The organism is Sorangium sp. So ce117 (assembly GCF_051524395.1).
In the GTDB taxonomy this organism is placed as follows: domain Bacteria; phylum Myxococcota_A; class Polyangia; order Polyangiales; family Polyangiaceae; genus Sorangium; species Sorangium cellulosum_B.
In genome coordinates, this window is sequence record NZ_CP150309.1 from 3,774,303 (window position 1) to 3,798,545 (window position 24,243).

Here is a 24,243-nt window from a genome sequence, read left to right on the forward strand (position 1 = left end):
AAGGACCCCTGATGTGGGCGTGGTTGACACGCACGCACGCACGCACGCGCCTTTGCCTTTGACGCGCACGGCGCGTCATCGCGGCTGGTCGCGTGTGTGGCGCGGGAGGCGCACTGGCGCCCTCTCTCTCGAGCTCGTCAGTCGCGCGCTTCACGTACAGCGCGTGAGCCGCAGGTGTCCCGACGCCTCCCGCGCAGGGGGGCCGGGGCGCGGAGGATCGGGACCGACGGTGCCGAGGAATACGCATGCCAGGCGCCGTCGTTGGCTCGGGCGACCGATGAAGCACCGACCATCAACCCTCCTCCTGGCCGCGCTCCTCGCCGCGGCTTGCTCGCGCCCTTCCAGAGAGGCGCCGGCCGTCGAGCGCAGCGCCGAGGTCGCCGGGACGGCGGCGCCGGCGCCGCCGGCCTCCCCGCCGCCGCCGCAGAAGCTCAAGGCCGTCACGCGGGTCGGCAGCGCGCTCGCGCGCGCGCCGCAGGACGACGCGCTCTATCTGGCCGACGAGGACCACGCCGTCCTCCGGCGCATCCCGCTTCCCGTCGACGTGAGCACGCCGCCTGTCGAGATCGCCATGCCGGGGCGGCCGGCGCAGGTGCTCGCGCTCGCGGACCGCGTGCTCGTCACGATCCGCGATCCCGGGCTCCTCCTTGTCCTGCGGCCCGATCCGGCGGCGGGGCTCGTGGAAGCGGCCCGCGTGCCCCTGCCGGCCGACGCCTGGGGGCTCGCGATCACGCCGGATGAGCGCACGGCGCTCGTCACCAGCGCATGGGCGGGCAAGGTCTCCGCGGTGGATCTCGCGACCGCGACGGCGACATGGGCCATCGATGTCCCGCGCGAGCCCCGCGGCGTCGTGATCCGCGACGACGGCGCGGCCGCGTACGTCACGCACCTCACGTCCGCCTCGCTCACCCGGATCGCGCTGGGTGGCGCTCCCGAGGCCCGGCCGGTCGCCCTCCCTCCGTCGCCTTACCGCGCTCCTCATGGCAAGTCGCTCTCCGCGTCGCTCGGCTACGCGGCCGCGCTCTCGCCGGATGGCCGCCGCCTCTTCGTCGCGCGCCACGCGCTCGGCGCGCTCGGTGAACAGGCGTGGTTCGGCGCCTCCACGGTGGACGTCCTCATGACGAGCGACGAGGCGCCCCTCGCGCCCCGGCGCCGCCAGGGCGCGCCGCTCTGGCGGGCGAGCGCGCTCGACGATGCCGCGTTCGACGACGCGGAGCTGGAGCTCCCCAACACATCGCTCGCCCCGTTCGTCCAGCCGCGCGCGCTCGTGTACCGGAAGAGCACCCGCACGCTGCTCGTCGCCAGCGAGGGCACCGACACGTTGGTGGAGCTCGACGCGCTCGCGGTCGATCCGGCGCTCCGGCCGCTCCGCACCTACGATCTCGGCCGCCATGCGGGCCCCGACATCTACGTGGCGACCCTGTGCGGCGCGCCCAGCGGCGTCGCGCTGTCCGCGGACGAGTCCATGGCGTGGGTGTTTTGCCGTTCCACGGACGCCCTCGCGATCGTCCGCCTCGACGAGCACCGCGACGACGCTCCGTTCGAGCTGAGCCCCGTGCCGTACATCGCGCTGGCCGACGCGCAGGTCCCGCAGCAGGCCTCCCTCGGCCGGAAGCTCTTCTACAACGCGGTCGACTGGGGCACGAGCGGCGGCCTCGGGTGCGCTGGCTGCCACCCGGACGGGCGCGACGACGGCCATGTGTGGCACGAGGCCCACGTGATGGACATCGGCGGCGAGAGCGTCAATTTCCTCGGATCCGCCGAGAACCAGCCGGCCGACGTGGAGCCGCGCGGCGGCGTGCCCCGGCAGACTCCCATGCTCGCGGGCCGCGTGTCGGCCGAGGGGCCTTATGGCTGGAACGCCCAGAGCGAGAACCTGGCGGAGCGCCTCCGCGAGGGGTTCGGCCTTCACCGGTGGGGGCCCGGTGGTCTAGGCAACGGCGAGCTCGCGCTGAGGGCGCGCCACCTGGCCGCGTTCCTGCGCGCGGGCCTCGTGCCGCCGCCCAGGGAGGCGCGGAAGCTCACGCCGCAGGAGGAGCATGGCCGCGCCCTCTTCATGAGCGACACGGCGCAGTGCGCTCGCTGCCACGTGCCCGAGACGGAGCACACCGACCGCATGGGCTACCCGATGCCGGGGTTCGCTGCGCGGCCCGGGTTCGCCGAGGAGAAGGCGGGCCAGGTGTTCAAGACGCCCTCGCTGCGCTTCGTCGGCGGGACGGCGCCCTATTACCACGATGGATCCGCGAAGACGCTCGAAGAGCTCATCGACGAAAACCGGGACCGGATGGGTCGCACCAGCCACATGTCGAGGAATGACAAGGCGGCGCTCGCCGCCTTCCTGAGGACGTTATGAAGAAGAGAGCGGTGATCGGGATGGTCCTGCTCGGCGCGCTCGCGCCGGCGCAGGCGGCGGAGTCGGTGCTCGCCCCGGCGGGAGGCGCGGCGGCCGGGCCGCAGGCGGGAGCCGCGGGAGGCCCGGCGGACGCGGGAGGAGGCGCGGAGGCGCCGCAGAAGCGCGCGCTCGAGGCGACGCCGCCGCCGCCCGAGCGGACGGCGCGGCCGGCAGCGGCCGAGTGGGATGCCGCGGAGCAGGTGTCGCTCGCGCGCGTCGCGAGGGGCGGCGCGTGCAAGGCGCGCCGGCAGCGCGAGTGGCTGCGGATCGATTGCAGCGTTCCGTCGGTGGTCGCCGTGAGGTCGCTCGGCGCCGGGGCCGGAGGCGAGTCTGTCTCGGTCGGCGAGCACAGGGCCGACGAGGACGGCCCCTTTCCGTCGAGCGTCTCGGTGATCTTCCCCGTCCGGATCGGCGACAGGAGGGTCATCGAGATCCTCTCGATCGAGGAAGGATACCGCTTCCAGACCGGGCTCACGACGAGCGTCATGATCTCCGAGCAATGGCTCGAAGGCGACGCCGGGCCGCTCGTCAGCGCGCTCTGAAACCGCGCCGGCGCGACCGTCGACGCGCTGCACGGCGCCCGCCCTGCGAGGCGCCACGCGCCCGGACGACATCCACATGAATTCCGAGGCATCCCGCGCTCCGAGCCGGGAAGCCGCGATCGAGCGGGCGCGCTCTGCATCGAGAGCCTGTTCGCGAAATGTTGCGGCGCTCACCGCGCGACGCCGCATCGTGTGCGCCTTCCACCTGCTACCCGCACTCACGCGTGGCGCGTGGCGCGTGGCGCGTGGCGCGTTCAACCCGCGCGGCTTGCGGGAAGGGATTGGATCCGGCGCGACTACGTCGTAGTGTGGAGAGCTCGCACCGGCCGTCGGCTGCAGCATCCAGAGGAACGATCCGGCGGTCATCGCGCGCTCGGTCGAGAGATGGAGAAGAGATGAGCTGCTTGAGCGTGGATCCTGTCGTCACCGACAGCTTCGGGATCGAGCCAGCCTTGAGGGACGACACCCTCAGCGTCAAGCTCACCGGCACGGGGGACATGGCGGCATCTCCGCCGCTCAGCAGGTACGTCAAGGCGCTGGAGGGCGAGGTGATGCGCCTCTCGGTGAGCACCGTCGAGTTCGACGTGCGCGACCTGCGCTTCATGAGCTCGAGCTGCCTCAAGGCGTTCGTCGGCTTCATCTGCGGCCTGATGGGCCATGGCCTCAAATGCAAGATACGGTTCGTCACGGACGCGAAGCGGACATGGCAGCGCCGGAGCCTGAAGCCCCTGGATCGCATATGCCCGGAGCTGGTCTCGATCGCGGATGCATGATCGAGAGCCAGAGGCCATGACGAGGAAGCGTCGGACGCTCGCGTTTCTGATCGACAATGTCGTTGGCGACTACCAGTCCGAGCTGCGCGCCGGGATCGAGCGCGGCGCCGCGGCGCACGACGTCAACCTGCTGACGGCGTTCAGCGACCCGGCCATGGCTCGCCGGCCGGAGGTGGCCGACCGGGGCACGTTCTATCACCTCATCGGCCCTGAGACCGCCGACGGCGTTATCGTCGCCTCGTCGACGTTCTCCCCTTATGGCGGCATGGAGGTCATGCGATCGTTCTGCCGGTCCTTCGCGGCGCTGCCGGTGTGCAGCATCGGGACCGCGATCGAGGGTGTGCCGAGCCTGATGGTCGACAACGCCCTCGGGAGCGAGATATCCGTCGGGCACATGGCGGACGAGCACGGGTGCCGGCGCATCGCGTACATCGGCGGCCCGAGCAGCAGCGAGGAGGCCGCGCTGCGCGTCGGCGGGTACCGGAGGGCGCTCGCGGCGCGGGCGCTCCCTTGGGACGAGCGCCTCCTCGTGTTCGGTGGGTTCACGATCCCGACGGGGCGCGCGGCGATGCGCGAGCTCCTGGCTCGCGGGGTGGCGTTCGACGCCGTGGTGGCGGCCAACGACAGGATGGCGCTCGCGGCGATCGAGGTCCTCAAGGCCGAGGGACGCCGCATCCCGGAAGACGTCCTCGTGTGCGGGTTCGATGACGTCGGCATCGCTCGCTTCACGAAGCCGTCGTTGACGACGGTGCGCCAGCCGATCGAGCGGCTCGGGGGGATGGCCGTGAGCACGGTCCTCCGCATGATCGACGGCGAGGCCGTCGAACCGCTGCAGCTCGCGCAGGTCGAGCTCACGCAACGCGAGTCCTGCGGCTGCGGGTACCGCGCGGGCGACACGTTCCTACAGCCGGTCCCCTCGGTGCGCGGCTTTCCGCGCGTCATCGCGGATCAGCGGGCGTCGCTGGAGCGCGCGCTCGCGAGCACCGTGGCGATCCCGAGCGGCGCCCTCGACGGCTGGGCGGGCGATCTGCTCGCCGCGATCGAGGCGGAGCTCGCGGGCGACGAGGGGCGCTTCCTGCGCGCGCTCCAGTCGCTCCTCGACGGGGCGAGGCGCGAGGGCGTGCTCCTCGAGGAGTTCCAGGCGGTGATATCGCTCTTGCGCTCGCGGGTACAGGGGTCGCCCGTGAGCGGCGACGCGGCGCTGGAGCATCTCTGGCACGCAGCGCGCATCCTGATCGGGAGCGAGTGCGTGCACGTCGAGGGGGAGCAGCGGCTGAACGTCGAGCTCGCCGCGATCGACGTCACCTACGGCGCGCGGGGCTTCTCTGCGTGCTTGAGCCTGCCCGTGCTCAAGGGGTTGCTGGCGTCGGAGCTGCCGAGGATGCGGTTCTCGGACGTCGCCGTGTCGCTGTACGACGACGCTCAACACGCCACCATGAAGCCGCTGTTCGTGATGGAGGACGGCCACGAGGTGGAGGTGCCGGCCGTGAGCTTCCCGGCGCACCTCCTCGCGCCCCCGGGCTTCCTGGACGCCGACGAGCGCATCAGCAGGATCGTGCTCCCGGTTGCGTTCGGCGACGAGGAGAGATTCGGCGTCGCGGTGCTCGACCACCGCGCCAGCGGGATGATCTACGAGGTGCTGCGCCTCCAGCTCGGCTCCGCGGTCAAGGCCGCGGCGCTGCACCGGCAGGTCGTCCGGGAGGTGGAGCTGCGCGAGCGGCTGGAGCAGGAGCGGGTCCGTCAGGAGAGCCAGGTCGCGGCGCGCATCCAGACCACGCTGGTGCCGAAGCAGCTCTCGATCGAGGGGCTCGACCTCTGCGCGGTCATGAAGCCTGCGGCCGAGGTCGGCGGTGATTACTACGATGTGATCCCGGCGAACGGGGGCGGGTGGCTGGGGATCGGCGACGTCGCGGGGCACGGGCTCGCGGCGGGTCTCATCATGCTGATGATCCAGAGCATGGTATCGGCGCTCACGTGCAATGACCCGGCCGCGAGCCCGGCGAAGGTCATCACGGCGCTCAACAAGGCAATCTACAAGAACGTCCGCGATCGTCTGGAGCGCGACGAGCACGCGACGCTCCTCTTGCTCCGGTACGAGCGCAACGGGCGGGTGACGTTCGCGGGCGCGCACGACGACCTGATCGTGTGCTCGGCGCGGACGCGGCGCTGCGGGTGCATTCCGAGTTCAGGCGTCTGGATCGGCGCGCTGCCGGAGATCGGCGCGCTGACGCGGGATGCCGAGCTCTACCTCGGGGATGGGGACGTGCTCGTGCTCTATAGCGATGGCGTGACCGAGGCGAGGAACGCCCATCACGAGCAGTTCGGTCTGGAGCGGCTCTGCGCCGTCATCGAGGCTGTCCAGACGGAGCCTGTCGGCGTGATTCGCGACCGGATCCTCGAGGAGGTCGAGGGGTGGTGCCCGAGCCCGGACGACGACATCACGATCGTCGTGGCGAGGTATCGCGCACCCGAGTAGCTGCGGCGGGGCGGAGCTCGCGCGCAGTTACCGCGAGCGCGCTGGTTTCTGGGGCCTTGTCGCGTTCTGTGCCCGCGGTCCACGGTGGTCCGGCGCGCGCGAGCGCGTCTTGGCAGGGGATCGGCGGGTCGTGCTGGCCGGCTTCGACGCGAACACCTCGCTCAGGGACGCCGCCGTCGCTGCGCGGGCGATCCATCGGTCGAGCTCCGCAGGAGCCGTGCAGGCATCGATGTGAGCCCGCTCATCCGCCGTCGGTGACAGGCCGCGCGCTTCGAGCACCGCGAGCAGGGCCTCCTGCTTTCCCTCGATCTTGCCTTCGATCTTTCCCTCGGCCCGACCACGCTTCTCGAAGAAGAGCCGGAAACGTCGAGACGCCGGGGTTTCAGGGACTTTGCTCGGATCCATGGCCATCTCCCTGAGCGCGGCCAGCATGGCGTCGCTCAGCACGGCGAGGATCGCACGCGCCTGCGCGTCCCGCAACGGCTCGTCAGCGAGGTGCTTTTCGGTCAGCTCCAGGGCGCGCATCACGATCCTGCGAGCACCTCGTGCGGAGTCCCCGGCATCCGCCTGTCTCTACTCGAAGGGAGCGAGGTTGGCGAGCCGCGATGTCGCGAATCCAATCGTCCGTCGGACAGGGCCGTCGCTCGGACCGACGACGTGGAAGCGACCAATTCTTGCTCGTGATGAAATAGCCAGAGCGCGTGTAATGAGGCGCGGCGGGCGCCAGGGGCCACACGCACAGGGACTGGGGACAACTGCCTTGGCCTGTCGCCGTGGCAACTCTGGCTCGCCGGGCTCCTGCCGGTGATCTTCTCGATTCCGGCGACTCCCTCTGGCGGCCGCCACCCCATCCGCCGCGTTCGCCACCCCTCCCGCCGCGAAATCCCCTGAGTTCGCCGCCTTCTCCGCCTGGCACGCCTTTCGCGAAAGGGCTCCGGCATGCAGGCCACGGCGCTCACGTTCTCTCTGCTCGGGCTCGACGCGCACCCCATCCGGGTGGAGGTCGACTCGGGCCGCGGTCCGTCGTTCTTCCAGATGGTGGGCCTGGCCGAGGCGAGCGTCCGCGAGAGCCGCGTGCGCGTCCGCGCTGCGCTTCAGCAACTGGGCATCGAGCTTGACGAATATGTTATCACCGTGAACCTCGCCCCGGCAGATCTCAAGAAGAGCGGTGGCGCGTACGACCTCGCCATCGCGATCGCCGCGCTCGCGGCGCTCGGCAAGGTGCCTGCCGAGGGGCTCGACCGGATTGGCCTGCTCGGCGAGCTGTCGTTGAGCGGCGCGGTGCGCCCCGTGCGCGGCGTCCTGCCCGCGCTGCGCGGCGCGGCGGCGCAGGGGGTCACGCGCGCGATCGTGCCCCAGGGCAACGCGCGCGAAGCGGCGAGCGTGGCTGGTATCGACGTCCTCATCGCGGAGCACCTGGGCCAGGTCGTCGCGCACCTCCGCGGCAACAAGCCCCTCCCGGGCGCGGGGACCCTGGCCTCGATCGACGCGGAGCCGAGCGCTGCAGCGGCAGATCTCGCGGAGGTCCGCGGCCAGCACGGGGCACGCCGCGCCCTCGAGATCGCCGCTTCCGGGGGACACAACCTGATCATGGTCGGCCCGCCAGGCAGCGGAAAGACCATGCTTGCTCGGCGCCTGCCAACGGTCTTGCCGCCGATGTCCTACGACGAGGCGCTCGATATCACCGCGATCCACTCCGTCGCCGGGCTGCTCTCCCCGGACAGGGGCCTCGTCGCGATTCGCCCGTTCCGCGCCCCGCATCACACCGTGAGCGCCGCGGGCCTCGTCGGCGGCGGGGATCCCATCCGCCCCGGCGAGGTCTCCCTGGCCCACCATGGGTGCCTGTTCCTCGACGAGCTGCTCGAGTTCCGCCGCGGCGTCCTCGAGTCGCTCCGCGAGCCGCTCGAAGAGGGCACGATCGCCCTTTGCCGCGCCCGCGCCCGCGTCGTGTTTCCGGCGCGTCCGATCCTGGTGGCCGCCATCAACCCCTGTCCGTGCGGCTTCCATGGCGACCGCGGCAATCGCTGCGCCTGCTCCCTCGATCGCGTCCGTGCCTACCGCGCGCGGCTGAGCGGGCCGCTGCTCGATCGCATCGATCTCCACATCTCCTTGCCGCCCGTCGATGTCGCTCACCTGTGCGCGCCGCTCGCCGACGGCCGCTCGTCGCTCGACGCGCCGGAGAGCTCCGCGGCGGTGCGGGCGCGCGTTGTCGAGGCCCGGGCCGCGCAGCGCGCGCGCTTCGAGGCGGGGGAGGTCGCGGCGACGCACAACGCCGAGCTCGGCACGCGCGATCTCGCGCGCGTCGCCATGCCGGACGCGACCGGCGCCCGCGTGCTCGCGTCGGCCGTGGAGCGGCTCGGCCTTTCGGCGCGGGCGTATACCAAGGTGCTGCGGGTCGCCCGCACGCTCGCCGACATGGACAGGAGCTCTGCCGTGCGGGCAGCGCACGTGGCCGAGGCGATCGGCGCGCGGCTGTTCGATCGCGAGGCCGCCTGCGGGCCGGCGCCCGCCACCACCGCCGCGGGCGCCTGAGCTCGCCGCAGGGCCAAAGACCACCGCGCCCGCAGCGATGCGGGCGCGATCGCGGCCACCCCGACGGCCGCGCTGGATCGTCTGTCTGCGCGCTCGGGGGCGCGCACGTTCAACACGCAACAGTTGAACCGCAACAAGCAACGAACGCACGTCGAAAAGGAGAGACCGAGATGATGACCGAGATCGCTGAGAAGCTCCGCACCGTGAAGACCGTCGTTGGAACCATCGAGAAGCAGTTCGGGAAGGGGGCGATCATGTCATTGAGCGACCAGAACGAGACCCGGGACATCGGCCTGATCCGGACCGGATCCCTGTCGCTCGACGCGGCGCTGGGGATCGGAGGATACCCGCGCGGGCGCATCGTGGAGATCTATGGCCCGGAGTCGTCGGGGAAGACCACACTCACGTTGCACGCGATGCGGGAGGCGCAGCGCGCGGGCGGCGTCGCCGCGTTCATCGACGCCGAGCACGCGTTCGACGTCACGTACGCGCGCTCGGTCGGCGTCGACATCGACAGGCTGCTCGTATCGCAGCCGGACAACGGCGAGCAGGCGCTCGAGATCGTCGAGATGCTCGCGCGCTCGAGCGCCGTCGACGTGATCGTCGTCGACTCGGTGGCTGCGCTCACGCCCAAGGCCGAGATCGAGGGGGACATGGGCGATTCGCACATGGGCCTCCAGGCGCGGCTGATGAGCCAGGCGCTGCGGAAGCTCACGGGCATGTGCCACCGCACCGACACCACGCTCATCTTCATCAACCAGCTCCGGCAGAAGATCGGCGTCGTCTTCGGCAATCCCGAGGTGACGACCGGCGGCAATGCGCTCAAGTTCTACGCGAGCGTGCGGCTCGACGTGCGCCGGGTGGGGCCGGTGAAGGTGAGCGACGAGGCCATTGGAAGCAGGACGCGCGTCAAGGTGGTCAAGAACAAGATGGCTCCTCCGTTCAGAGAAGCCGAGTTCGACATCCGGTGGGGAGCGGGCATCGACGGCGCGGCGGATCTCATCGACTTCGCCTGCCAGCTCGGGGTCGTGGAGAAGAGCGGCGCGCACCTGTCGTTCGCGGGTGAGCACATCGGGCAGGGGAGGGAGCGCGCCCGGGAGGCGCTGCTCGGCAAGCCGACGCTCGCCTCGTCGCTCCGCGCCGCCGTCGACGCGGCGGCGCCGTCGCGCGCCAACGGTAGCAACGGCAGCGCGGCGATGGATTGCTGATCTCGGGGCGGCCGGCGCGCCCGGCGGCTCGCCGCCGCCGGCGCGGCCGCTCTCGCTGCGCGACGACGCCGCGCCTCGCGAGAGGCGCAGGGCGGTGGGCGCCGGCGGATGGTGAGCGACCGCAGAGACGACACGGGCAAGAGAACGACAGCAGACGACAACACAGAAGCGGACTGGAGCATGTCATGAACGAAGGACTGAACAAGGTGATCCTCATGGGCAATCTCGGCTCGGATCCGGAGCTGCGCTACACGGGCAACGGCACCCCGGTGCTTCACCTGCGCATGGCGACGAACGAGTCGTTCGTGGACAGGAACAAGGAGCCCAAGGAGCGCACCGAGTGGCACAGCATCGTGTTCTGGGGGCCGCGCGCCGAGGCGCTGGCGAAGGTGCTGACGAAGGGGGACGGCGTGCTCATCGAGGGCGGGCTGCGCACGTCGAGCTACGAGAAGGACGGGATCAAGCGCTACCGCACCGAGGTGATCGCGCGGGATCTCCGCTTCGCGGGGCGGCGGGCCCCGTTGGCGGAGCCCGTGCCGGGTCCGGATGACGACGGCGAGCCGACGCAGCCCGGGGCGGGCGTGCCGACCACGGCGCGGCTCGGGAAGAACGGCGCGCGGGGGCGGCCCCCGGAGGTGCCTGCGCTGGATGAGATGCCGTACTGAGGGGCTCCGTCCGGACGGGCGCGCGGGGCGAGGCGGCTTGTATCGAGCCGCCTCGCGGCGTCCCCAGCATGCGCCGTCTCACCCGGTCCGCGACATTCCCCTCTTGCGGTCGCCGTCGCGGCCCCATCGAGCCACCCGGCGCTCAGCGCTTGGCGTGTTGCTGGATTCCACTCAGGCCAGTTTCCAGGGCGATGTGTTACGAGGTAGCCCTTCGCGGACGCTGGCGCGCAGCGTCAGCCGCGAGATGACTGATTCGATGACTTCAGGTCGCCATCACGCGGTGGACAGTATCCGGCAGTGCCGTCTGAAGAACTCTCGTGTCCTACATGAACACAGAAAAGTGATTGAATCGATGGATAACGTGCTCGAAGTGTGTTGACGAATGCCGTGCTTTGGAAGTAAACATTGGATGCTAGGCTCGACGCGACCAGGTGCGATTCTCTTGCTGTACACGATCGACCTCCTCAACCGAATCTGCTCGGCCTGCGGAACGGCAACGTGGTAACCGTCAACCGAGGTACTTCATGCTCAGCAATGCGGTTCGCTTTCTGATGGTGTCTGCTGCTGCTTCTTTCGTCGCGCTCGGCGCTGCCCCGGCCGACGCGTGCTCCCTGCTATCCAGCGGAGCGCTCGACTTCATCACTGCCGGTACGCCGGCGGGGACCGGGGCTGTCTTCGTCACGAGCGTTCAGAAAGAGGAGTTCTGGTCCGACCCGGACCCGATCGTGGACGCGGTGAACGACGCGGCCAATATGTCCTACTACTGGGGTTCGACGAGCCCGAGCTCGGAGAAGTACTATACCGAGTTCACCAAGCCCGGGGCCATCGTCTCGCTGATTTCGAACATCACCAGCGTCGCTGCGGGTGATGTGCTCGTCATCAACAAGACGGTGGCAGGCGGCGTACAGACCGCATACGGCGGGCACACCGTGATCGTCACGGGCCCGGCGCAGCAGCTCACGACGGCCCTCAACCCGATCTACGCGGGCACGATCCAGTGGGCGCTGCCGATCGCCGACTCCACCAGCTCGGTCCACGGATGCAGCACCACCTGGCGTGACAGCCGGTGGACGAACACGTGCAGCGACTTCGTCGCAGGTCCGGGGACGGGCTACATGCGCATCTATACCAATACCTCGGGAGTCCCCGTGGGCCACACCTGGAGCGTCACCTCGGTTTCAGCCGGCAATTATTTCCCGATCACGAGCGCGACCGTCCCGGCGCGGCCCTTCGTCATCGGCAGGCTGAACTCCTGCCCGCTGCCCACGCCGACCCCCTGAGCCGGCGCGCCTCCGGCGCAGCGGCGCGATCGCCGGGCGATCCTGAGGGCACGCGCCCTCAGGATCGCCGTCTCCCCCCCTTCGGCGTTTACGGCGTTCCGCCCTTCTCGGCCGCCGCGGGCACGCGGCAGAGCTGGGCGATGCCCTTTCCGCTCAGCTTGTCGCGCGTCAGCTCGAACTGCGGCACGTACATGCAGAAGCGGCCGCCCTTCTCGGTCGCGATGCTCGTTCGACGCGAGATCATCTCCTCGAGCTCCGAGCGGCTGATGGCCTTGTCCGTCTTCAGCGTGTCCGAGACCTTGAGATCGACCGCGTTCGGGCAGCTGACGCTGGCGGCGACGGTGAGGTTGGGCTTCACCTTCTCCTGACCTTCGCGATAGTCAGCGCCTGGCCCCGCCTGGCCGCCCCCTTCAGCCCTGCCGGCCTGTGCGCCTGCGTGGGGCTGGCTGCCGCCTTGAGCGCCGCCGGCATGGGCCTGGGCCTGGCTGCCGTCGGTCTGGCCCTGCACCCCCGCGCCGCCGCCCTGCACACCCCCGCTGCCCCGTCCCAGGTTGCCGCTGCCGGTCTGGCCGCCCGACGGCTGCTGCGACTTGCCCGCCGCGACGGGATCGATCCGACCGTTCACGGAGGCCGTGTAGGTGCACCCTTCCTCGACCGGGAACGAGATCTGCTCCTGGAGATTCATCGCCTGTTTCTTCTGACTCTGCCCCTGCTGCTGCTGAGTGCGCTGCGCGCCGCTCGGGCTGGGCTTGTCGCCCTGATGCAGCGCGCCGCCCTGCGCCGCTCCCGGCGTGCCCGATTCGCGTTGCTGCGGCGAGCCCGTGCCGCCCGTCTGTGCTGCCGCGAGCGCCGGCACGACCGCGAGCGCTCCCATGGCGAGCGCGAGTTGGATGGACCGATTCGATTTCATATTACCCCCAACCGTAGAATCTGCTTCCGATCGTACTCACCACCGCTGCGGGCCGACCGCCCACTAGGCGGCTTGTTCCCAGACCTTCCTTGACAGCGCGTCCTTGATCCACGCGAGGTGCCGCTGCTCATCAGTGTAGTTGCGCTCGACGATCGCGCGCGCCTCGGCCGTGAGCGACTCGTCCAGCGCCGCCTGGTATTGCCGGTTCGTGAGCTCCTCGTTGCCGCGCATGGCGAGGAGCGCGCTCTGGTCTCCCTGGCTCGTGATCGCCGTGAACCCTTCGATGAGCTTGCCCTTGAGGTCGCGGGTCTGTGCCGCGATGCCGCCGAGCGACGTCACATGTGCGGTCAGATCCACCACGTGGCGCGCGTGATCGTCCCTGAAGCTCGCGAGCCTCTCCCTGGTATGAGCGTGCTCGCACGCCTCGATGGCGCGGTCGTAAGCGGCGATCGCGTCGCGATCGAGCTGGATGAGGTCGTTGAGCACCTCGATGACGTCTCTCGCCATGATCGACACTCCTTCCGGGATCCCGCTCCGCTCGGACCCCACCGCCCACCACCTGGGGCATTTGCGTGGGGGCGCAAGCCATGCGCACGTCGTCACCGGAAGTTGTGGTCGCCGTTGCCGCGCCCGGCTCGGCCGCCGCTCGAGGCTGCCGATGCCGGCCGTGGCGGGCGGTCCGGCATCCCGAACGGCCCGGCAACCTCGACCTGGCACGGACCGTGATACACGTCGGGAGACGGGAAATGGGAGACGGGAGACCCTGACAGCTTCCGTGGACCGGCGCCGCCAGCGCCGGCGCCGCGGGGAGATGGGATGTGCCTATGAAGCGCTCTCTTGGCCGCTCGATGCGCGCCGCGCTCGCGCTGCTCCTCGCTGCCTCCGCGGCTTGCGCCGAGGGGCTCGCGAACGCGCCCAGCATCAACCGCGAATGGACCCAGGACGACCGTGGTCAGGACGCCATCGCGAATGGCCCGGGCTCCTGCCCCAGGGAAGGCCCCGATCCGCTCTCGCCCCCCGGCGAGCTGCGCGAGATCTGTCCCAAGGCCGCTCCGCCGAGGCTGCCCAACGCCGCCGCGTCGCCCTGAGCGCAGCCGGCTCGCGCCAGAAAACCTCGCTGCGTCCCCTGACCTCACGTTCGCGCGCGCAGGAGCGCGCGGCGAGCTCGGCACGAAAGAGGTCCTTCTGCGGTCGACCGCTTCCACGATTCGACCGCCCGTACGTGGTTGTGCCTGCCAGCGCGAAGGCAGAATGTCCCGGCTGAGGCGAACTGCCTCATGCAGAAGGAACGATCGCCAGGGCTCCGGTCTGCCTCTACGGCTCGGACGCGCCGGCTCCCGCCGCGGCGCCCGCTGCGGGGGGGCGACTCCGCCGCTCGCCCGCGGGGCACTCGCGGTGCCCGGCGCCTGCCGCGTCGACCGTGAGTTGGCCGGTCCGGCGTGGCTGCCGCGCGCTCGGGATGGTGATGGGCTCCTCGATGAGCTCCGGCGCCAGGGCGCCGCGGGCGGGGACGAAGCGCGGCTCGCCGGGCTTGCGGTCGTCGGCCACCTTCCACGCGCGCGGCACCTTCCTCAGCCCGACCGGATAGAGGGTGAGGCCGTCGCGGTGGACGTGAATCCGCAAGAAGTTCTTGTAGTCCTGGATCCGGAGCGCCGAGAACGCTTCATTGCCGTGCCGCCGCGCGACGTTGAGCGAGATCAGGAGATACACGCCCATGATCGTCGACCCGACCACGGCGCCGGTGGCGCCGACGAAGAGCGTCACGCCGAGGAGGCTCCACATGGACGGGAGGTCCCGGACGTCGACGCCGAGCAGCGCGCCGCCGAGGTGCGCGAGCCCCAGCGCCGCCCCGAGGTGCGCGAGCGCGTGGAGCGAGCCCGCGAACCGGCGATACCAGGTCTTGTAGGTGTCCGTGAAGACGATGAACACGAGCACGACGACGAGGACCCAGCCCACGGCCCCCGGCCCGGGACGGGGCAGCGTCAGGGAGGAGAGCATGTAGACGAAGGCGGCGGCAGGCCAGAAGCCGAGGTTGTGCCGAGCGAACCAGAGGTTGCGCCAGGCGAGCCGGCGCGACTCCGACTCTGACGGAAACGAGGCGCGCAACATATAAGGGCGCTGGTCGGCGCCCGCGCCGGAGCGGACCACGGTGACCGGCTCGCCGTGGGTCGGGTGGAGGAACGCGCCGCCGCCGCCGGCGATGACGTTTTGCCGGCCGTCCGCGGACTCGTGGCGGCGATAGTGGTGCAGATCTCCGGCGATGCGCGCGACGATCTCGACCCCGGGCCGCGCGTCGGCGAGCTGCTTCTCGAAGAAGGCGAGGTTGCTCTGGAGCTCTGGGTTGTAGATGGCGCCCTTCACCCAGTCGGGCTCGGCGGTGCAGAGGATCACGCGATCGCCGTCGCGCATGTCGTGCGTCGCCAGCTTGCAGAAATACTCGATCTGCGGCTGGTCGATGTCGGACTCGAGCTGGATGTCGACGCCGAGCAGCCAGAAGCCGTGGGGCAGCTTCAGCGCGAAGTAGCTCCGCGACTGGAACGTCTTCCAGGCGCCGAGCGTGCGTTTCTGGCCGAAGAGGCGCATGAAGCTCATCAGCCCGTCGTACCAGTCGTGGTTGCCAGGGATGGCGAACAGGTGCGGCGCCTCCGTCACATCGGCCTTCGGGAGCGCGGCCGCGTAGGGCTCGACGAGCCGCGTCCAGTACGCCTGACGCGTGGCCGAGGGGTAGACCTGGTCGCCGCCCATGATGAGGACCTCTCCGCGCCTCGTCTCCCGGCCGCCCAGCGAGAGGACCGGCCGCGCGAGGAGGGTGGCGATCGCGTAGGTGGGGTTGAAGCCATCGCCCGTGTCCGCCACGTAATCGATCCAGAGCTCGTCGCGCATGACGCCGCTGCGGACGGCGTAGTCGAAGGGCGGCTGCGGCCCCGCGATCGCCTCGAGGAGGCGGAAATCGCCGCGTGCGCCCATCAGGCGGGAGACGGTCATGTCGAGCGCTGAGCGGGCCAGCTGGAAGGGGCTGTACCAGCAGGTCATGACGCTCCGCTGGAGCGCCGCGAGCCGCTCGCGATCCGGGCGATCGATCATCCGTCCCTCCGCTCAAGGGAGGTTATCACCGCCGGAGCGCCGCGCCGCCTCGCCCGCGCGCCTCCGCGGGGCGCGACGACGTCGTGGGCGCTCCCGCTAGGCGAGATCACCGCCCTCCTTGAGGCAGCCGGCGAGCTCGCTGAGGAGCTTGTCGGCCGCCTCCAGACCGCTCGTGAAGACCTCGCCCTCCTTGGCTCGGCGGGTGAGCCGCATGTCGGGCGAGAGTCGGTAAGGTGAGCTCTTCGGCTGGACCAGCTTGAGCACCTTGGCATGGTCGAGCGGGGTGTCCTCGCGCAAGTGCAGCGTCACGCCCTTGGCGCTCGCCTCGCATGCCAGCGCCTTCAGCCGGCGCAGCTCGGTCTTGAGCCGCATGAGGTGCACGAACCGGCGCGCCTCGAGCGGAGGCGGGCCGAAGCGATCTTCCATCTCGACCGCGAGGTCCTGCACGTCCTCGGTCGAGGCGGCACCGGCGAGCCGCTTGTAGAGGGAGAGGCGTACGCCTACATCGGAAATGTACTCTTCTGGCAGAAGCGCATCGGCGTCGAAGGAGAGCTCGGTGTCGACGTCGTGGACCACGGGTTCGCCGCGCAGCTCGTGGACGGCCTCGTCGAGCATCTGGCAGAAGAGCTCGAAGCCAACCTGGGCGACGGTGCCGCTCTGCTCGGCGCCGAGGAGGTCGCCGGAGCCGCGCAGCTCCAGGTCGAGCGAGGCGATCTGGAAGCCGGAGCCGAGCTCGGTGTGGCGCTCGAGGGCCTCGATGCGGGCGCGGGCCTCGTCGGTCATGGCGTTCGGGGGCGGGACGATGAGGTAGCAGTAAGCGCGCTCCTTGGCGCGGCCGACGCGGCCGCGCAGCTGGTAGAGCTGCGAGAGGCCGAACATGTCGGCGCGGTCGATGAGGATCGTGTTGGCGCGGGGGATGTCGAGGCCGCTCTCGATGATGGCGGTGGCGCAGAGGACGTCGTAGCGCCCCTCGACGAAGTCGAGCATCGCCTGCTCGAGGTTCTGCTCGCTCATCTGGCCGTGGGCGACGCAGATGCGGGCGCTCGGGACGAGCTCGGCGAGGCGGGCGGCGCGCTCGTAGAGGCCCTCGACGCGGTTGTAGACGTAGAACACCTGGCCGCCGCGGCCGAGCTCGCGAAGGACGGCCTCCCGGAGGACGGCCTCGTCGTGGCGGGTCACCACGGTGCGGATGGCGCGGCGATCGATCGGGGGGGTCGTGATGATCGACATGTCGCGGAGGCCGGAGACCGCCATCTGGAGGGTGCGAGGGATGGGGGTGGCCGAGAGCGTGAGGACGTCGACGTTGGTCTTGAGCGCCTTGATGCGCTCCTTGTGGGTGACGCCGAAGCGCTGCTCCTCGTCGACGACGAGGAGGCCGAGCCGCTTGAAGTGGACGTCCTTGGAGAGGAGGCGGTGGGTGCCGATCACGACGTCGACGCTGCCGTCGCGGAGGCCGCGAGAGACCTCGTCCTGCTCCTGCTTGGTCTGGAAGCGGGACATGACGCGGACCTCGATGGGGTAGGAAGCCATCCGGGATCGGAAGCTGAGGTAGTGCTGCTGCGCGAGCACCGTGGTTGGGCAGAGGACGGCGACCTGCCTGCCGGCGTTTGCGGCGCGGAAGGCGGCGCGGATGGCAACCTCGGTCTTTCCGAACCCGACATCGCCGCAGACGAGGCGGTCCATCGGACGGCCGGACTCGAGGTCGGCCGCAACCTCGGTGATCGCCCGGGCCTGGTCGGGTGTCTCGTCGAAGGGGAAGGTCGCTTCGAAGGCGCTGTAATCGTCGTCCGCCGGTGGAACGGGCTCCGCCGTGGCGGCGCGGCGCTCGGCGTAGAGGCGGAGGAGCTCGTCGGCCATCTTGCGGACGCTCTTCTCGACCCGCGCCTTTGTCTTGGCGAACGTCTGCCCGCCGAGCCGGTCGAGCTTGGGGGCGCCTTCGCCGCCGCTGAATTTCTGGATCTGGTTCAGGCGGTAGACCGGGAGGTAGAGCTTGTCGCCGCCGGCGTACTCGACGGCGATGAGATCGACCGTGGTTGAGCCGACCTGCTTGTGGACGAGGCCAAGGTACCGCCCGATGCCGTGCTCTACGTGGACGACGTAGTCGCCGACGCCGAGGTTGCGGAGGTCCTCGAGGAAGGCCTGCGACGGCTTCGTGGAGGAGGCGGCGGCGCGCGCGGCGCGGCGGTGAGCGCGGGCACCGAAGATTTCCTCCTCCGTGACCAGCGCGAGCCCCTCGGCAGGAGCGATGACGCCGCGCGCAAGAGAGCCCGTCACGACGAGCGCCGTGTCGCGCGGCGACGCGGAGCTGCTGCCATCGAAGAACGCGGGGTCGAACGGACCGAGGTTGGCCTTCACCCGCACGTCGCGATGGCGGAGCAGGGCGACGAGGCGCTCAACCTGGGTCTGCGCGCGTGCAGCGATAAGCACTCGTAGGCCTGCTTCTTGCCAGGCGACCACGCGACGAACGAGCGGGTCGAGAGCGCCGTGCTTGCCGCGTGACGCACGGGCGGTCTTGATGGCGCGCTCGAGGTCCGACTGGTCGCGCGTCGCGAGCGACGGGACGTCCTCAGGGACGACCTCGAAGCGCTCCAGCGAGTTCCGGTTTTCCGCAGCACCCTCAACCCCGGTGCGATGCAGGGCAAGCACGACACGCGCGCCGAGCCACGAGGCTACGTGTGCCTCGTCCTCGTAGAAGGAGGCCAGCGGGAAGTGCGGCTCGCGGTCTTTGTGGCTCCGATCGGCCGCAGCGCGACCGAGCTCGTTGCGCACGGCGGCGGTGACGGAGGATGGGTCCTCAAGGAGGATGAGCGCGTCGTCGGGCAGGTACGACGTGAAGGAGGCGAGGTCGATGAAGGCAGGCAAGTAGCCTTCGGCCCCGAAGAAGGCGCGGCCGCTCGCGACGTCGTCGACCAGGGCGCGCGCCTTGGTTGAGGGGAAGTCGATGACGTCACACGCGGCGCGTACCCGCTGGCGGGCCCGCTCGACATTGGCAGGCGTGAGGATCGCCTCGCGCGCCGGCGGGATCCAGACCTCCTTCACGTCGGCGACCGTGCGCTGGTCGTCGGGGTTGAAGGTCTTGATCGATGCGACGATGTCTCCGTAAAAGTCGATGCGCACCGGCAGCTCGGCGGAAGGCGCCCAGACATCGAGGAGGGCGCCGCGGACGGCGAAGGTGCCGGGGTCTTCTACGAGGGGGCTGCGGACGTAGCCCGATGCACCGAGGCGGGCCGAGAGCGCGTCGCGATCCATCTCCTGCTCGGCGATGACGAGCTCGGCGTGTTCGGTGATCTCGTCCCTGGGTACGACCTTGCGGGCGAGCGCGGCGATGGGGCAGACGAGGACCGACCAGGGGAGGTCCATGCCGAGGTGGAAGAGCGTGGCGAGGCGGGTCTGGGCGCCTCGGCGGTCCGGGTTGACATCCGCGTAAGGGCTGGCCTCGTTCGGCAGGTAGAGAAGGACGCGGCCGAACGTGGTCGAGCCGGCGGCCTCGGCGTCATCGGCGTCCCGATCGACGAGCAGGAACGAGGTATCGGCCGCCAGAGCGCGGGCGCTGTCGACGTCGGGAGTGAGGGCGATGATCCGGCGCCCGGCGGCGGCCGCGACGAGGCGACGGATGACGAGGGCACCGGCCGAGCCGGCCGAGCCTGTGACATGACGGGTGCCCGGCGGCGCCGCGGCGAGCTCTGCGGCGAGCTCACGGGGCGTGACGACCCGGCGATCTGCCGGGAGGTCGAACGACGGGAGCGGCTCGAAGTCGGCCGGCGTGGAGGCGGGCGGGCCGCTGGCAGCGGTATCGTTCGAGGCGCTGTCGTCGACGTGGCCTGAGAGCTCGGCGATCGTGGCGCTGAGCGGGGAGCTCGAGGTGGAAGTGAGGGAGCGCTCGGGGGGCATCGGCGCAGCGCGGTCTAGCATAGGCGGCGCGATTCGACCCGCGGTCTCGACCCGACCGTGGTTCGCGCCGCGCGCGGGGCACAACCCCACCGTGCCGCGGCCGGGGACGCAACCCCACCGTGCTGGGAGCGTACTTCGTGGACGTCGTAGCGGGGGCGCTTAGCGGGGGCGCTACGCGACGCGCGCGCCAGCTCGGTCCCGGTCACGAATCGCCTCTCTGATACTCCTTGTTTTCGATCTCAATATGATGGTGTCGACGTGCGCTGGTCCTGTGTCTATGCGGCCGCAGGCTCGCCCTCGTTAACGGTGACCCCGTGGAACACGCGCATCCACCACGTGCCCGCAGGGAAAATTACGCTGCGTACACCTGCGCGCCATTGATTGATCGAATGTCGATATGCGATGCGAAAGGCTCGGACGGCCGCGATGGCGGCGTTCTTTGCGTCTGCCTGCCGGAGGCCGACTGCGAATGTTGGATTGAGATCGCGAAGTGGCTCGATGCTCGTTGCTCGCTTGTAAGGAGAAATATTCGTGGCGCGCGCAGCCCCGAGGAAGCCAAGCCTTTGTCGCTGTAGGGCAGCGTGAGCCTGTCTCTCGTGCAGATCGATCCGTCCTGTGATCTCGCGGCGAAATTGGTCGGCGTTGGAATCGCTGATCGACGGTGGAAGCGTGATCGCAAGTGCTACGTCGGTTGGCCATTCGGGGTTCTGTGGATTGAAGTATACTTCAGGGCGTTGGGCGCGCAGCACCCCGCGGCCGATGTCGCCGACGAGCACCTTGGCTCCTGGCCACTCATGTGCATGCGGTACGAGACCAGCAGCGACCGGATTTGCGAGCGTATAAGCGATCTTCTCCACCAGGGCGTCCCGTGTTGCTAGCCGTACCACGCTCGTTGCTCGATCGTCCCACACCGACCCCTCCCACGCGCGCAAGATCTTGGTCCCGAGAGCGACAAGTCGATGGAATCTCTGAAGAAATCGTGGTAGTTCGCCGTGTGTGTCTGTGACAACGATATGAATGTGCGTGGACATCACGCAGAGGGCGTGTACGAGGATACCATAGCGATGGGCCGAGACCGCCAGGGTATAGATCACGAGCCGTGTGATCGCGGAATCGGGGCGGAAGAGAAAATGCCTTCGCAGTACACGGCGGGTGAGAAGATACGTAGCGCCGGGGACGATCGCACGAGGCTGGCTCATGCCTGACGGGTATGTCAAGCGCCGTGCCAGACTCAAAATCCGCCGATTTTTGGGGATCGGGCTGATCGAGCCGGTGGCGGCCGCCATCCTCTTCGCCACCTGCGCCACCCAATGGTCAGGTCGGTGGGGGCAGAGCAGAGCGTGTGCAGAGCGCAACGTCAGTCGAGCGCGACGTCGCAACGTGGTTCGGTAGAGGGCGGCTGCTGCGAAAGCGATGCTGGCGATGCATCGTGGGCCGGTAACAAAACCAAAGAAAGAGCTCAACAGTTCTACAGATGGCCCCCGCCTCCCAGCGATACCCCCCACGTAGTCGCCCCTCGCTGCCCGGTCAGCCCGGACGGCGCATCCAGGTTGACGGCAACCTGGGAGCGTACGAAGGCTCGAATTCGGCATTCGCATACAAGATCGCTGCCCACTGTGAGAAATCTCTCCCTGCGAGCGGGGCCGACTGCGCGAGCATCTGCACTCGCACTCCGGGTGTCAGCGGACCCATCCGCAAGCCCGCGTGAGCGGCGGCCACGACCGCCAGCCGAGACGGGTTGGAGTTCACGGAAACGAGCACGGCTGGATCCAGCTCAGCGCCAACGATCACCGGCATGGACAGCTCCGCCCGGCTGCGGAGCAACAGCGCGATCGGGATCGCGTTCGGTGCCCACATCCAGTAATCCGCGAACCCGCGCGCGGCCGTAGCTACCGCGTAGTTGTATTCGACCTCCGTATTCTTCGGGATGGTGCCAGGGAACGTCGTCACCGGCGGTGCAACCCCGACCCCGGCATAGATCGAGCGGTTTCGTTCTTCGAGAAGCGCCGCCTGCACGGTCACGAACGGATTCCCGAAGCGAAACGACGAGCGCCGCGCCTCGCCCTCGATCCGAAACGTAGTCCAGGCCGAGGTGACGTCCGTGGTTGCGAGCAGCCAACTGTTCAGGCGAACGCCCGCCGCCACCTGCGGCGCGACATGAATCGTAGCCACCGTCCGGTCTTGCGGCGACGCTGTAAAAATGCCGTACAGAGCAACATGGCCTGGCCGCGGCCACCAGGTCGCGACGGAATGTCCCCCGTCGTCTGTGCCCAGCTCGGCGCCCCCCCGACCGAGGCAACCACGGTGACTGTGAGCGCGAGCCCGCGCGCTCTCCTCCTCACTTCGTCCTCCGGAACTTTTGCACGCCGCGACCCCTCAGGCTGGTGACGTAGACGCTGCCGTCGTGCCCCACGGCAATCCCGTGCCCCCAGTCGATCTCCCCGGGACCGTCCCCCGATGTGCTCCACCGGTCCACGATCTTCCCGTCGAGGCTCATCCGCAGCACATGCCCCCGCGGCCGCGCTGGATCCTGATCGCCTCCGTCTACAACGTAGATGTGCCGGTCGGGTCCGAAGGCGATCGCCCACGGTCGCCCCAGCGCGGCGCTCTTCCACTGCGCCAGGTAGTGGCCGTTCGCGCTGAAGACCTGAACACGCGCGTTCTCCCGGTCCGCCACGTAGACGCGCCCCTCGTCGTCGGTGACGATGCCGTGAGGCGTGTCGAGTTGTCCCGGCCCGAAGCCCTTCTCGCCCCACTCCATGACGAACTCGCCGTCCTCGGAGAAGCGCGCGATCCGCGCATGGTTGTAGCCGTCCGCCACGTAGATGTCGCCGTCCAGGCCGAAGGCCACGTTGGTGGGCCGATCGAGCTGCTCGGGGCTCGTCGCGCACCCGATATCCGCGAGCATGACGAGGATCCACACACCGATGCCCTTCATGGCGCCTCGCCGAGGGTCATGACCACATCCCCCTCCGCCGTCAGCTTGAACACCCGGTTCTGCTCGGAGTCCGTCACCCAGACGAAGTCGTTGCGGTCCACCTCGATCCCGTGTGGATAGAAGAACAGCCCCTCTCCCCACGCGTCGAGCAGCTCGCCCGTCTCTGGATCGAACGCCAAGATCGTGGGTTCGCGGATCGGCGCGTCGTTCCCTGACGTGCGCCCGGCCGCATGGCTCACCAGCACGCGTCCTCGCGCGTCAACCGCCACATCAAGCGCTGGGCCGAACACCATCCCGTCAGGGACACGCGGCCACCCGTCCACCACCGCGTACGGCCCTGCAGGCGCGTCGTCCGCCGCCGGCGGTCGCGACGTGCACGCCCCCGCAAGCGCCAACCCTACCAGCCAGCGGGCCCCGCGCTGCGCCCCGGAGACCGACGTTGCGTTGCGAAGCAGCCATCCCATGACCAAGGATAACAATGTTATCCTGGTGGCGTCAACGGGCGAGGCGCGGACGTGGCAGGATGGTGGGCATGGGTGTGATGGATGCCGATGAGCCGGTGGAGCGCGTGTTCATGGCGCTCTGCGAGGGACGGCTGACGCGGGAGGAGCTGACGGCCCGCAAGATCGCCGCATTCCTGGGCCAGACGACGATGGTGCTGTATCACCACTTCGGCTCGCTCGACGGATTCCTCATTCGCGTCGATGGCCTCGGGTGGCGGCGGCTCGCGGAGCGCCTCGACGCGCTGGCGCGCGCTGGCGCCGATGCGCGGTCGCTTGCCGTCGGTTACGTCGAATTTGCGCTGTGCCATCCGGATCTGTACTGGCTGATGGCTGAGCGCCGCTTCGACCGCGCCCGCCTGCGCGAACAGGGGCGCCTGCGGCTCGCGCGCCCTCTTTGGAGCTCATTCGTCGAGCTCTTGCGCCATCACGGCAGCAGGTGGCCGGAGGAGGATACCTACGTGCTCTTCGCGGGCCTCCATGGCATCGCGATGCTCGCGCTGAGCGGGCGCGCCAACCTGGGTGAGGTTTCGTCCGGGAAAATTGCTCCCGTCCTGGTTTCTTCCTGCCAGGGCGGAGCCCCGCATGAGGATCCCAACCTGGGTGAGGGGTCCGCCCCCGGTGAGGATCCCAACCTGGGTGCGGGGTCCGCCGCCAACCCGGGTGAGGGCCCCGTCGGAGGTGCGGAGGTGGCTTTCGCCGCGGCACGCCGTCTCGCGGACCTCGTGCTCCCCGCCCGTCCACCCGAGCCGCCCGCCTCCCAGGCGAGCCGCGACCGCGGCGGCCCCGGGCGCCGCGCCTGAGCCGTCCGCCCAGGCGCCTGCCAGCCCCAGGACGCTCCGCGCGCGACGCACCGGCCTCTGGCACACGGCTCGCCGACCAGGAAGAAAGGGAAAGCGCGTCGACGTGCGCCTTCGCGCCGGGCGCATCCCTCGCGCGGCGCGGGGCTTGCGCTGGCGTCGTGCGAGACCGACCCCAGCACATCGCGCCCGTTCGCCGGACAGGCCTCGCAATGTCGGGGAAATCGGCACGTCCTGCGAGCTCGCGGCATC

19 protein-coding genes are annotated in these 24,243 nt (G+C 69.8%); 10 read left to right on the forward strand and 9 right to left on the reverse strand.

Annotation, left to right across the window (positions count from 1 at the left end; genetic code table 11):
- Positions 1 to 277 precede the first annotated feature (277 nt).
- The 4 genes from WMF46_RS14240 (at position 278) to WMF46_RS14255 (ending at position 6,183) form a co-directional block, all read left to right on the forward strand.
- Positions 278 to 2,353 (forward strand): hypothetical protein, encoded by a 2,076-nt coding sequence (locus WMF46_RS14240; protein ID WP_437986104.1) that lies wholly within the window; start codon positions 278 to 280, stop codon positions 2,351 to 2,353.
- Positions 2,350 to 2,934 carry a hypothetical protein gene (locus tag WMF46_RS14245; protein ID WP_437986105.1) on the forward strand — a complete coding sequence of 195 codons (585 nt, stop codon included), beginning with the start codon at positions 2,350 to 2,352 and terminating at the stop codon, positions 2,932 to 2,934. The genes WMF46_RS14240 and WMF46_RS14245 overlap by 4 nt, the downstream gene beginning before the upstream one ends.
- Positions 2,935 to 3,329: 395 nt before the next feature.
- Entirely contained in the window at positions 3,330 to 3,707 is a 378-nt protein-coding gene (locus WMF46_RS14250; protein WP_437986106.1) for a hypothetical protein, read from the forward strand.
- Positions 3,708 to 3,723: 16 nt separating this feature from the next.
- On the forward strand, positions 3,724 to 6,183 hold the full coding sequence (locus WMF46_RS14255; protein WP_437986107.1) for a SpoIIE family protein phosphatase: 2,460 nt from the start codon (positions 3,724 to 3,726) through the stop codon (positions 6,181 to 6,183).
- 27 nt (positions 6,184 to 6,210) lie between these two features.
- On the opposite strand, the gene WMF46_RS14260 is transcribed toward WMF46_RS14255, so the two are convergent.
- The gene (locus WMF46_RS14260; RefSeq protein ID WP_437986108.1) at positions 6,211 to 6,708 is read right to left on the reverse strand and encodes a hypothetical protein; all 498 of its coding nucleotides are present in this window, start codon (positions 6,706 to 6,708) and stop codon (positions 6,211 to 6,213) included.
- 414 nt (positions 6,709 to 7,122) lie between these two features.
- Between WMF46_RS14260 and WMF46_RS14265 the strand changes: the two genes are divergently transcribed.
- The 4 genes from WMF46_RS14265 (at position 7,123) to WMF46_RS14280 (ending at position 11,868) form a co-directional block, all read left to right on the forward strand.
- A complete protein-coding gene (locus WMF46_RS14265; protein WP_437986109.1) occupies positions 7,123 to 8,715 on the forward strand; it encodes a YifB family Mg chelatase-like AAA ATPase in 1,593 nt (530 codons plus the stop codon).
- A 170-nt stretch (positions 8,716 to 8,885) separates the two neighbouring features.
- On the forward strand, positions 8,886 to 9,923 hold the full coding sequence (recA, locus tag WMF46_RS14270) for a recombinase RecA (protein ID WP_437986110.1): 1,038 nt from the start codon (positions 8,886 to 8,888) through the stop codon (positions 9,921 to 9,923).
- Positions 9,924 to 10,108: 185 nt separating this feature from the next.
- On the forward strand, positions 10,109 to 10,588 hold the full coding sequence (locus WMF46_RS14275) for a single-stranded DNA-binding protein (protein WP_437986111.1): 480 nt from the start codon (positions 10,109 to 10,111) through the stop codon (positions 10,586 to 10,588).
- 551 nt (positions 10,589 to 11,139) lie between these two features.
- On the forward strand, positions 11,140 to 11,868 hold the full coding sequence (locus WMF46_RS14280; protein WP_437986112.1) for a hypothetical protein: 729 nt from the start codon (positions 11,140 to 11,142) through the stop codon (positions 11,866 to 11,868).
- Positions 11,869 to 11,956: 88 nt separating this feature from the next.
- Here the strand turns inward: WMF46_RS14280 and WMF46_RS14285 are convergent, their stop codons facing one another.
- Together WMF46_RS14285 and WMF46_RS14290 are read right to left on the reverse strand one after the other, a co-directional pair.
- The gene (locus WMF46_RS14285) at positions 11,957 to 12,778 is read right to left on the reverse strand and encodes a hypothetical protein (protein WP_437986113.1); all 822 of its coding nucleotides are present in this window, start codon (positions 12,776 to 12,778) and stop codon (positions 11,957 to 11,959) included.
- A gap of 63 nt (positions 12,779 to 12,841) precedes the next feature.
- Entirely contained in the window at positions 12,842 to 13,285 is a 444-nt protein-coding gene (locus tag WMF46_RS14290) for a ferritin-like domain-containing protein (protein ID WP_437552457.1), read from the reverse strand.
- 317 nt (positions 13,286 to 13,602) lie between these two features.
- Here WMF46_RS14290 and WMF46_RS14295 point away from each other — a divergent pair, with 317 nt between their 5' ends.
- Complete coding sequence (locus WMF46_RS14295) at positions 13,603 to 13,866, forward strand: hypothetical protein (protein WP_437986114.1); 264 nt, start codon at positions 13,603 to 13,605, stop codon at positions 13,864 to 13,866.
- A gap of 226 nt (positions 13,867 to 14,092) precedes the next feature.
- On the opposite strand, the gene WMF46_RS14300 is transcribed toward WMF46_RS14295, so the two are convergent.
- The 6 genes from WMF46_RS14300 to WMF46_RS14325 all read right to left on the reverse strand — a co-directional run bounded on the left by WMF46_RS14300 (position 14,093) and on the right by WMF46_RS14325 (position 22,930).
- Positions 14,093 to 15,862 carry a metallophosphoesterase gene (locus WMF46_RS14300; protein ID WP_437986115.1) on the reverse strand — a complete coding sequence of 590 codons (1,770 nt, stop codon included), beginning with the start codon at positions 15,860 to 15,862 and terminating at the stop codon, positions 14,093 to 14,095.
- A gap of 96 nt (positions 15,863 to 15,958) precedes the next feature.
- Positions 15,959 to 19,774 carry a transcription-repair coupling factor gene (gene mfd / locus WMF46_RS14305; protein WP_437986116.1) on the reverse strand — a complete coding sequence of 1,272 codons (3,816 nt, stop codon included), beginning with the start codon at positions 19,772 to 19,774 and terminating at the stop codon, positions 15,959 to 15,961.
- A 254-nt stretch (positions 19,775 to 20,028) separates the two neighbouring features.
- Positions 20,029 to 20,952, reverse strand: a complete 924-nt coding sequence (locus WMF46_RS14310) for a transposase (RefSeq protein ID WP_437987895.1) — start codon at positions 20,950 to 20,952, stop codon at positions 20,029 to 20,031.
- Positions 20,953 to 21,280: 328 nt separating this feature from the next.
- Positions 21,281 to 21,925 (reverse strand): hypothetical protein, encoded by a 645-nt coding sequence (locus WMF46_RS14315; RefSeq protein WP_437986117.1) that lies wholly within the window; start codon positions 21,923 to 21,925, stop codon positions 21,281 to 21,283.
- 166 nt (positions 21,926 to 22,091) lie between these two features.
- Positions 22,092 to 22,691, reverse strand: coding sequence for a 6-bladed beta-propeller (locus tag WMF46_RS14320; protein ID WP_437986118.1), 600 nt, complete (start codon positions 22,689 to 22,691; stop codon positions 22,092 to 22,094).
- Positions 22,688 to 22,930 carry a hypothetical protein gene (locus tag WMF46_RS14325; protein WP_437871754.1) on the reverse strand — a complete coding sequence of 81 codons (243 nt, stop codon included), beginning with the start codon at positions 22,928 to 22,930 and terminating at the stop codon, positions 22,688 to 22,690. The genes WMF46_RS14320 and WMF46_RS14325 overlap by 4 nt, the downstream gene beginning before the upstream one ends.
- 293 nt (positions 22,931 to 23,223) lie before the next feature.
- Here WMF46_RS14325 and WMF46_RS14330 point away from each other — a divergent pair, with 293 nt between their 5' ends.
- Positions 23,224 to 23,994 carry a TetR/AcrR family transcriptional regulator gene (locus tag WMF46_RS14330; RefSeq protein WP_437986119.1) on the forward strand — a complete coding sequence of 257 codons (771 nt, stop codon included), beginning with the start codon at positions 23,224 to 23,226 and terminating at the stop codon, positions 23,992 to 23,994.
- The last annotated feature ends 249 nt before the right edge of the window (positions 23,995 to 24,243 follow it).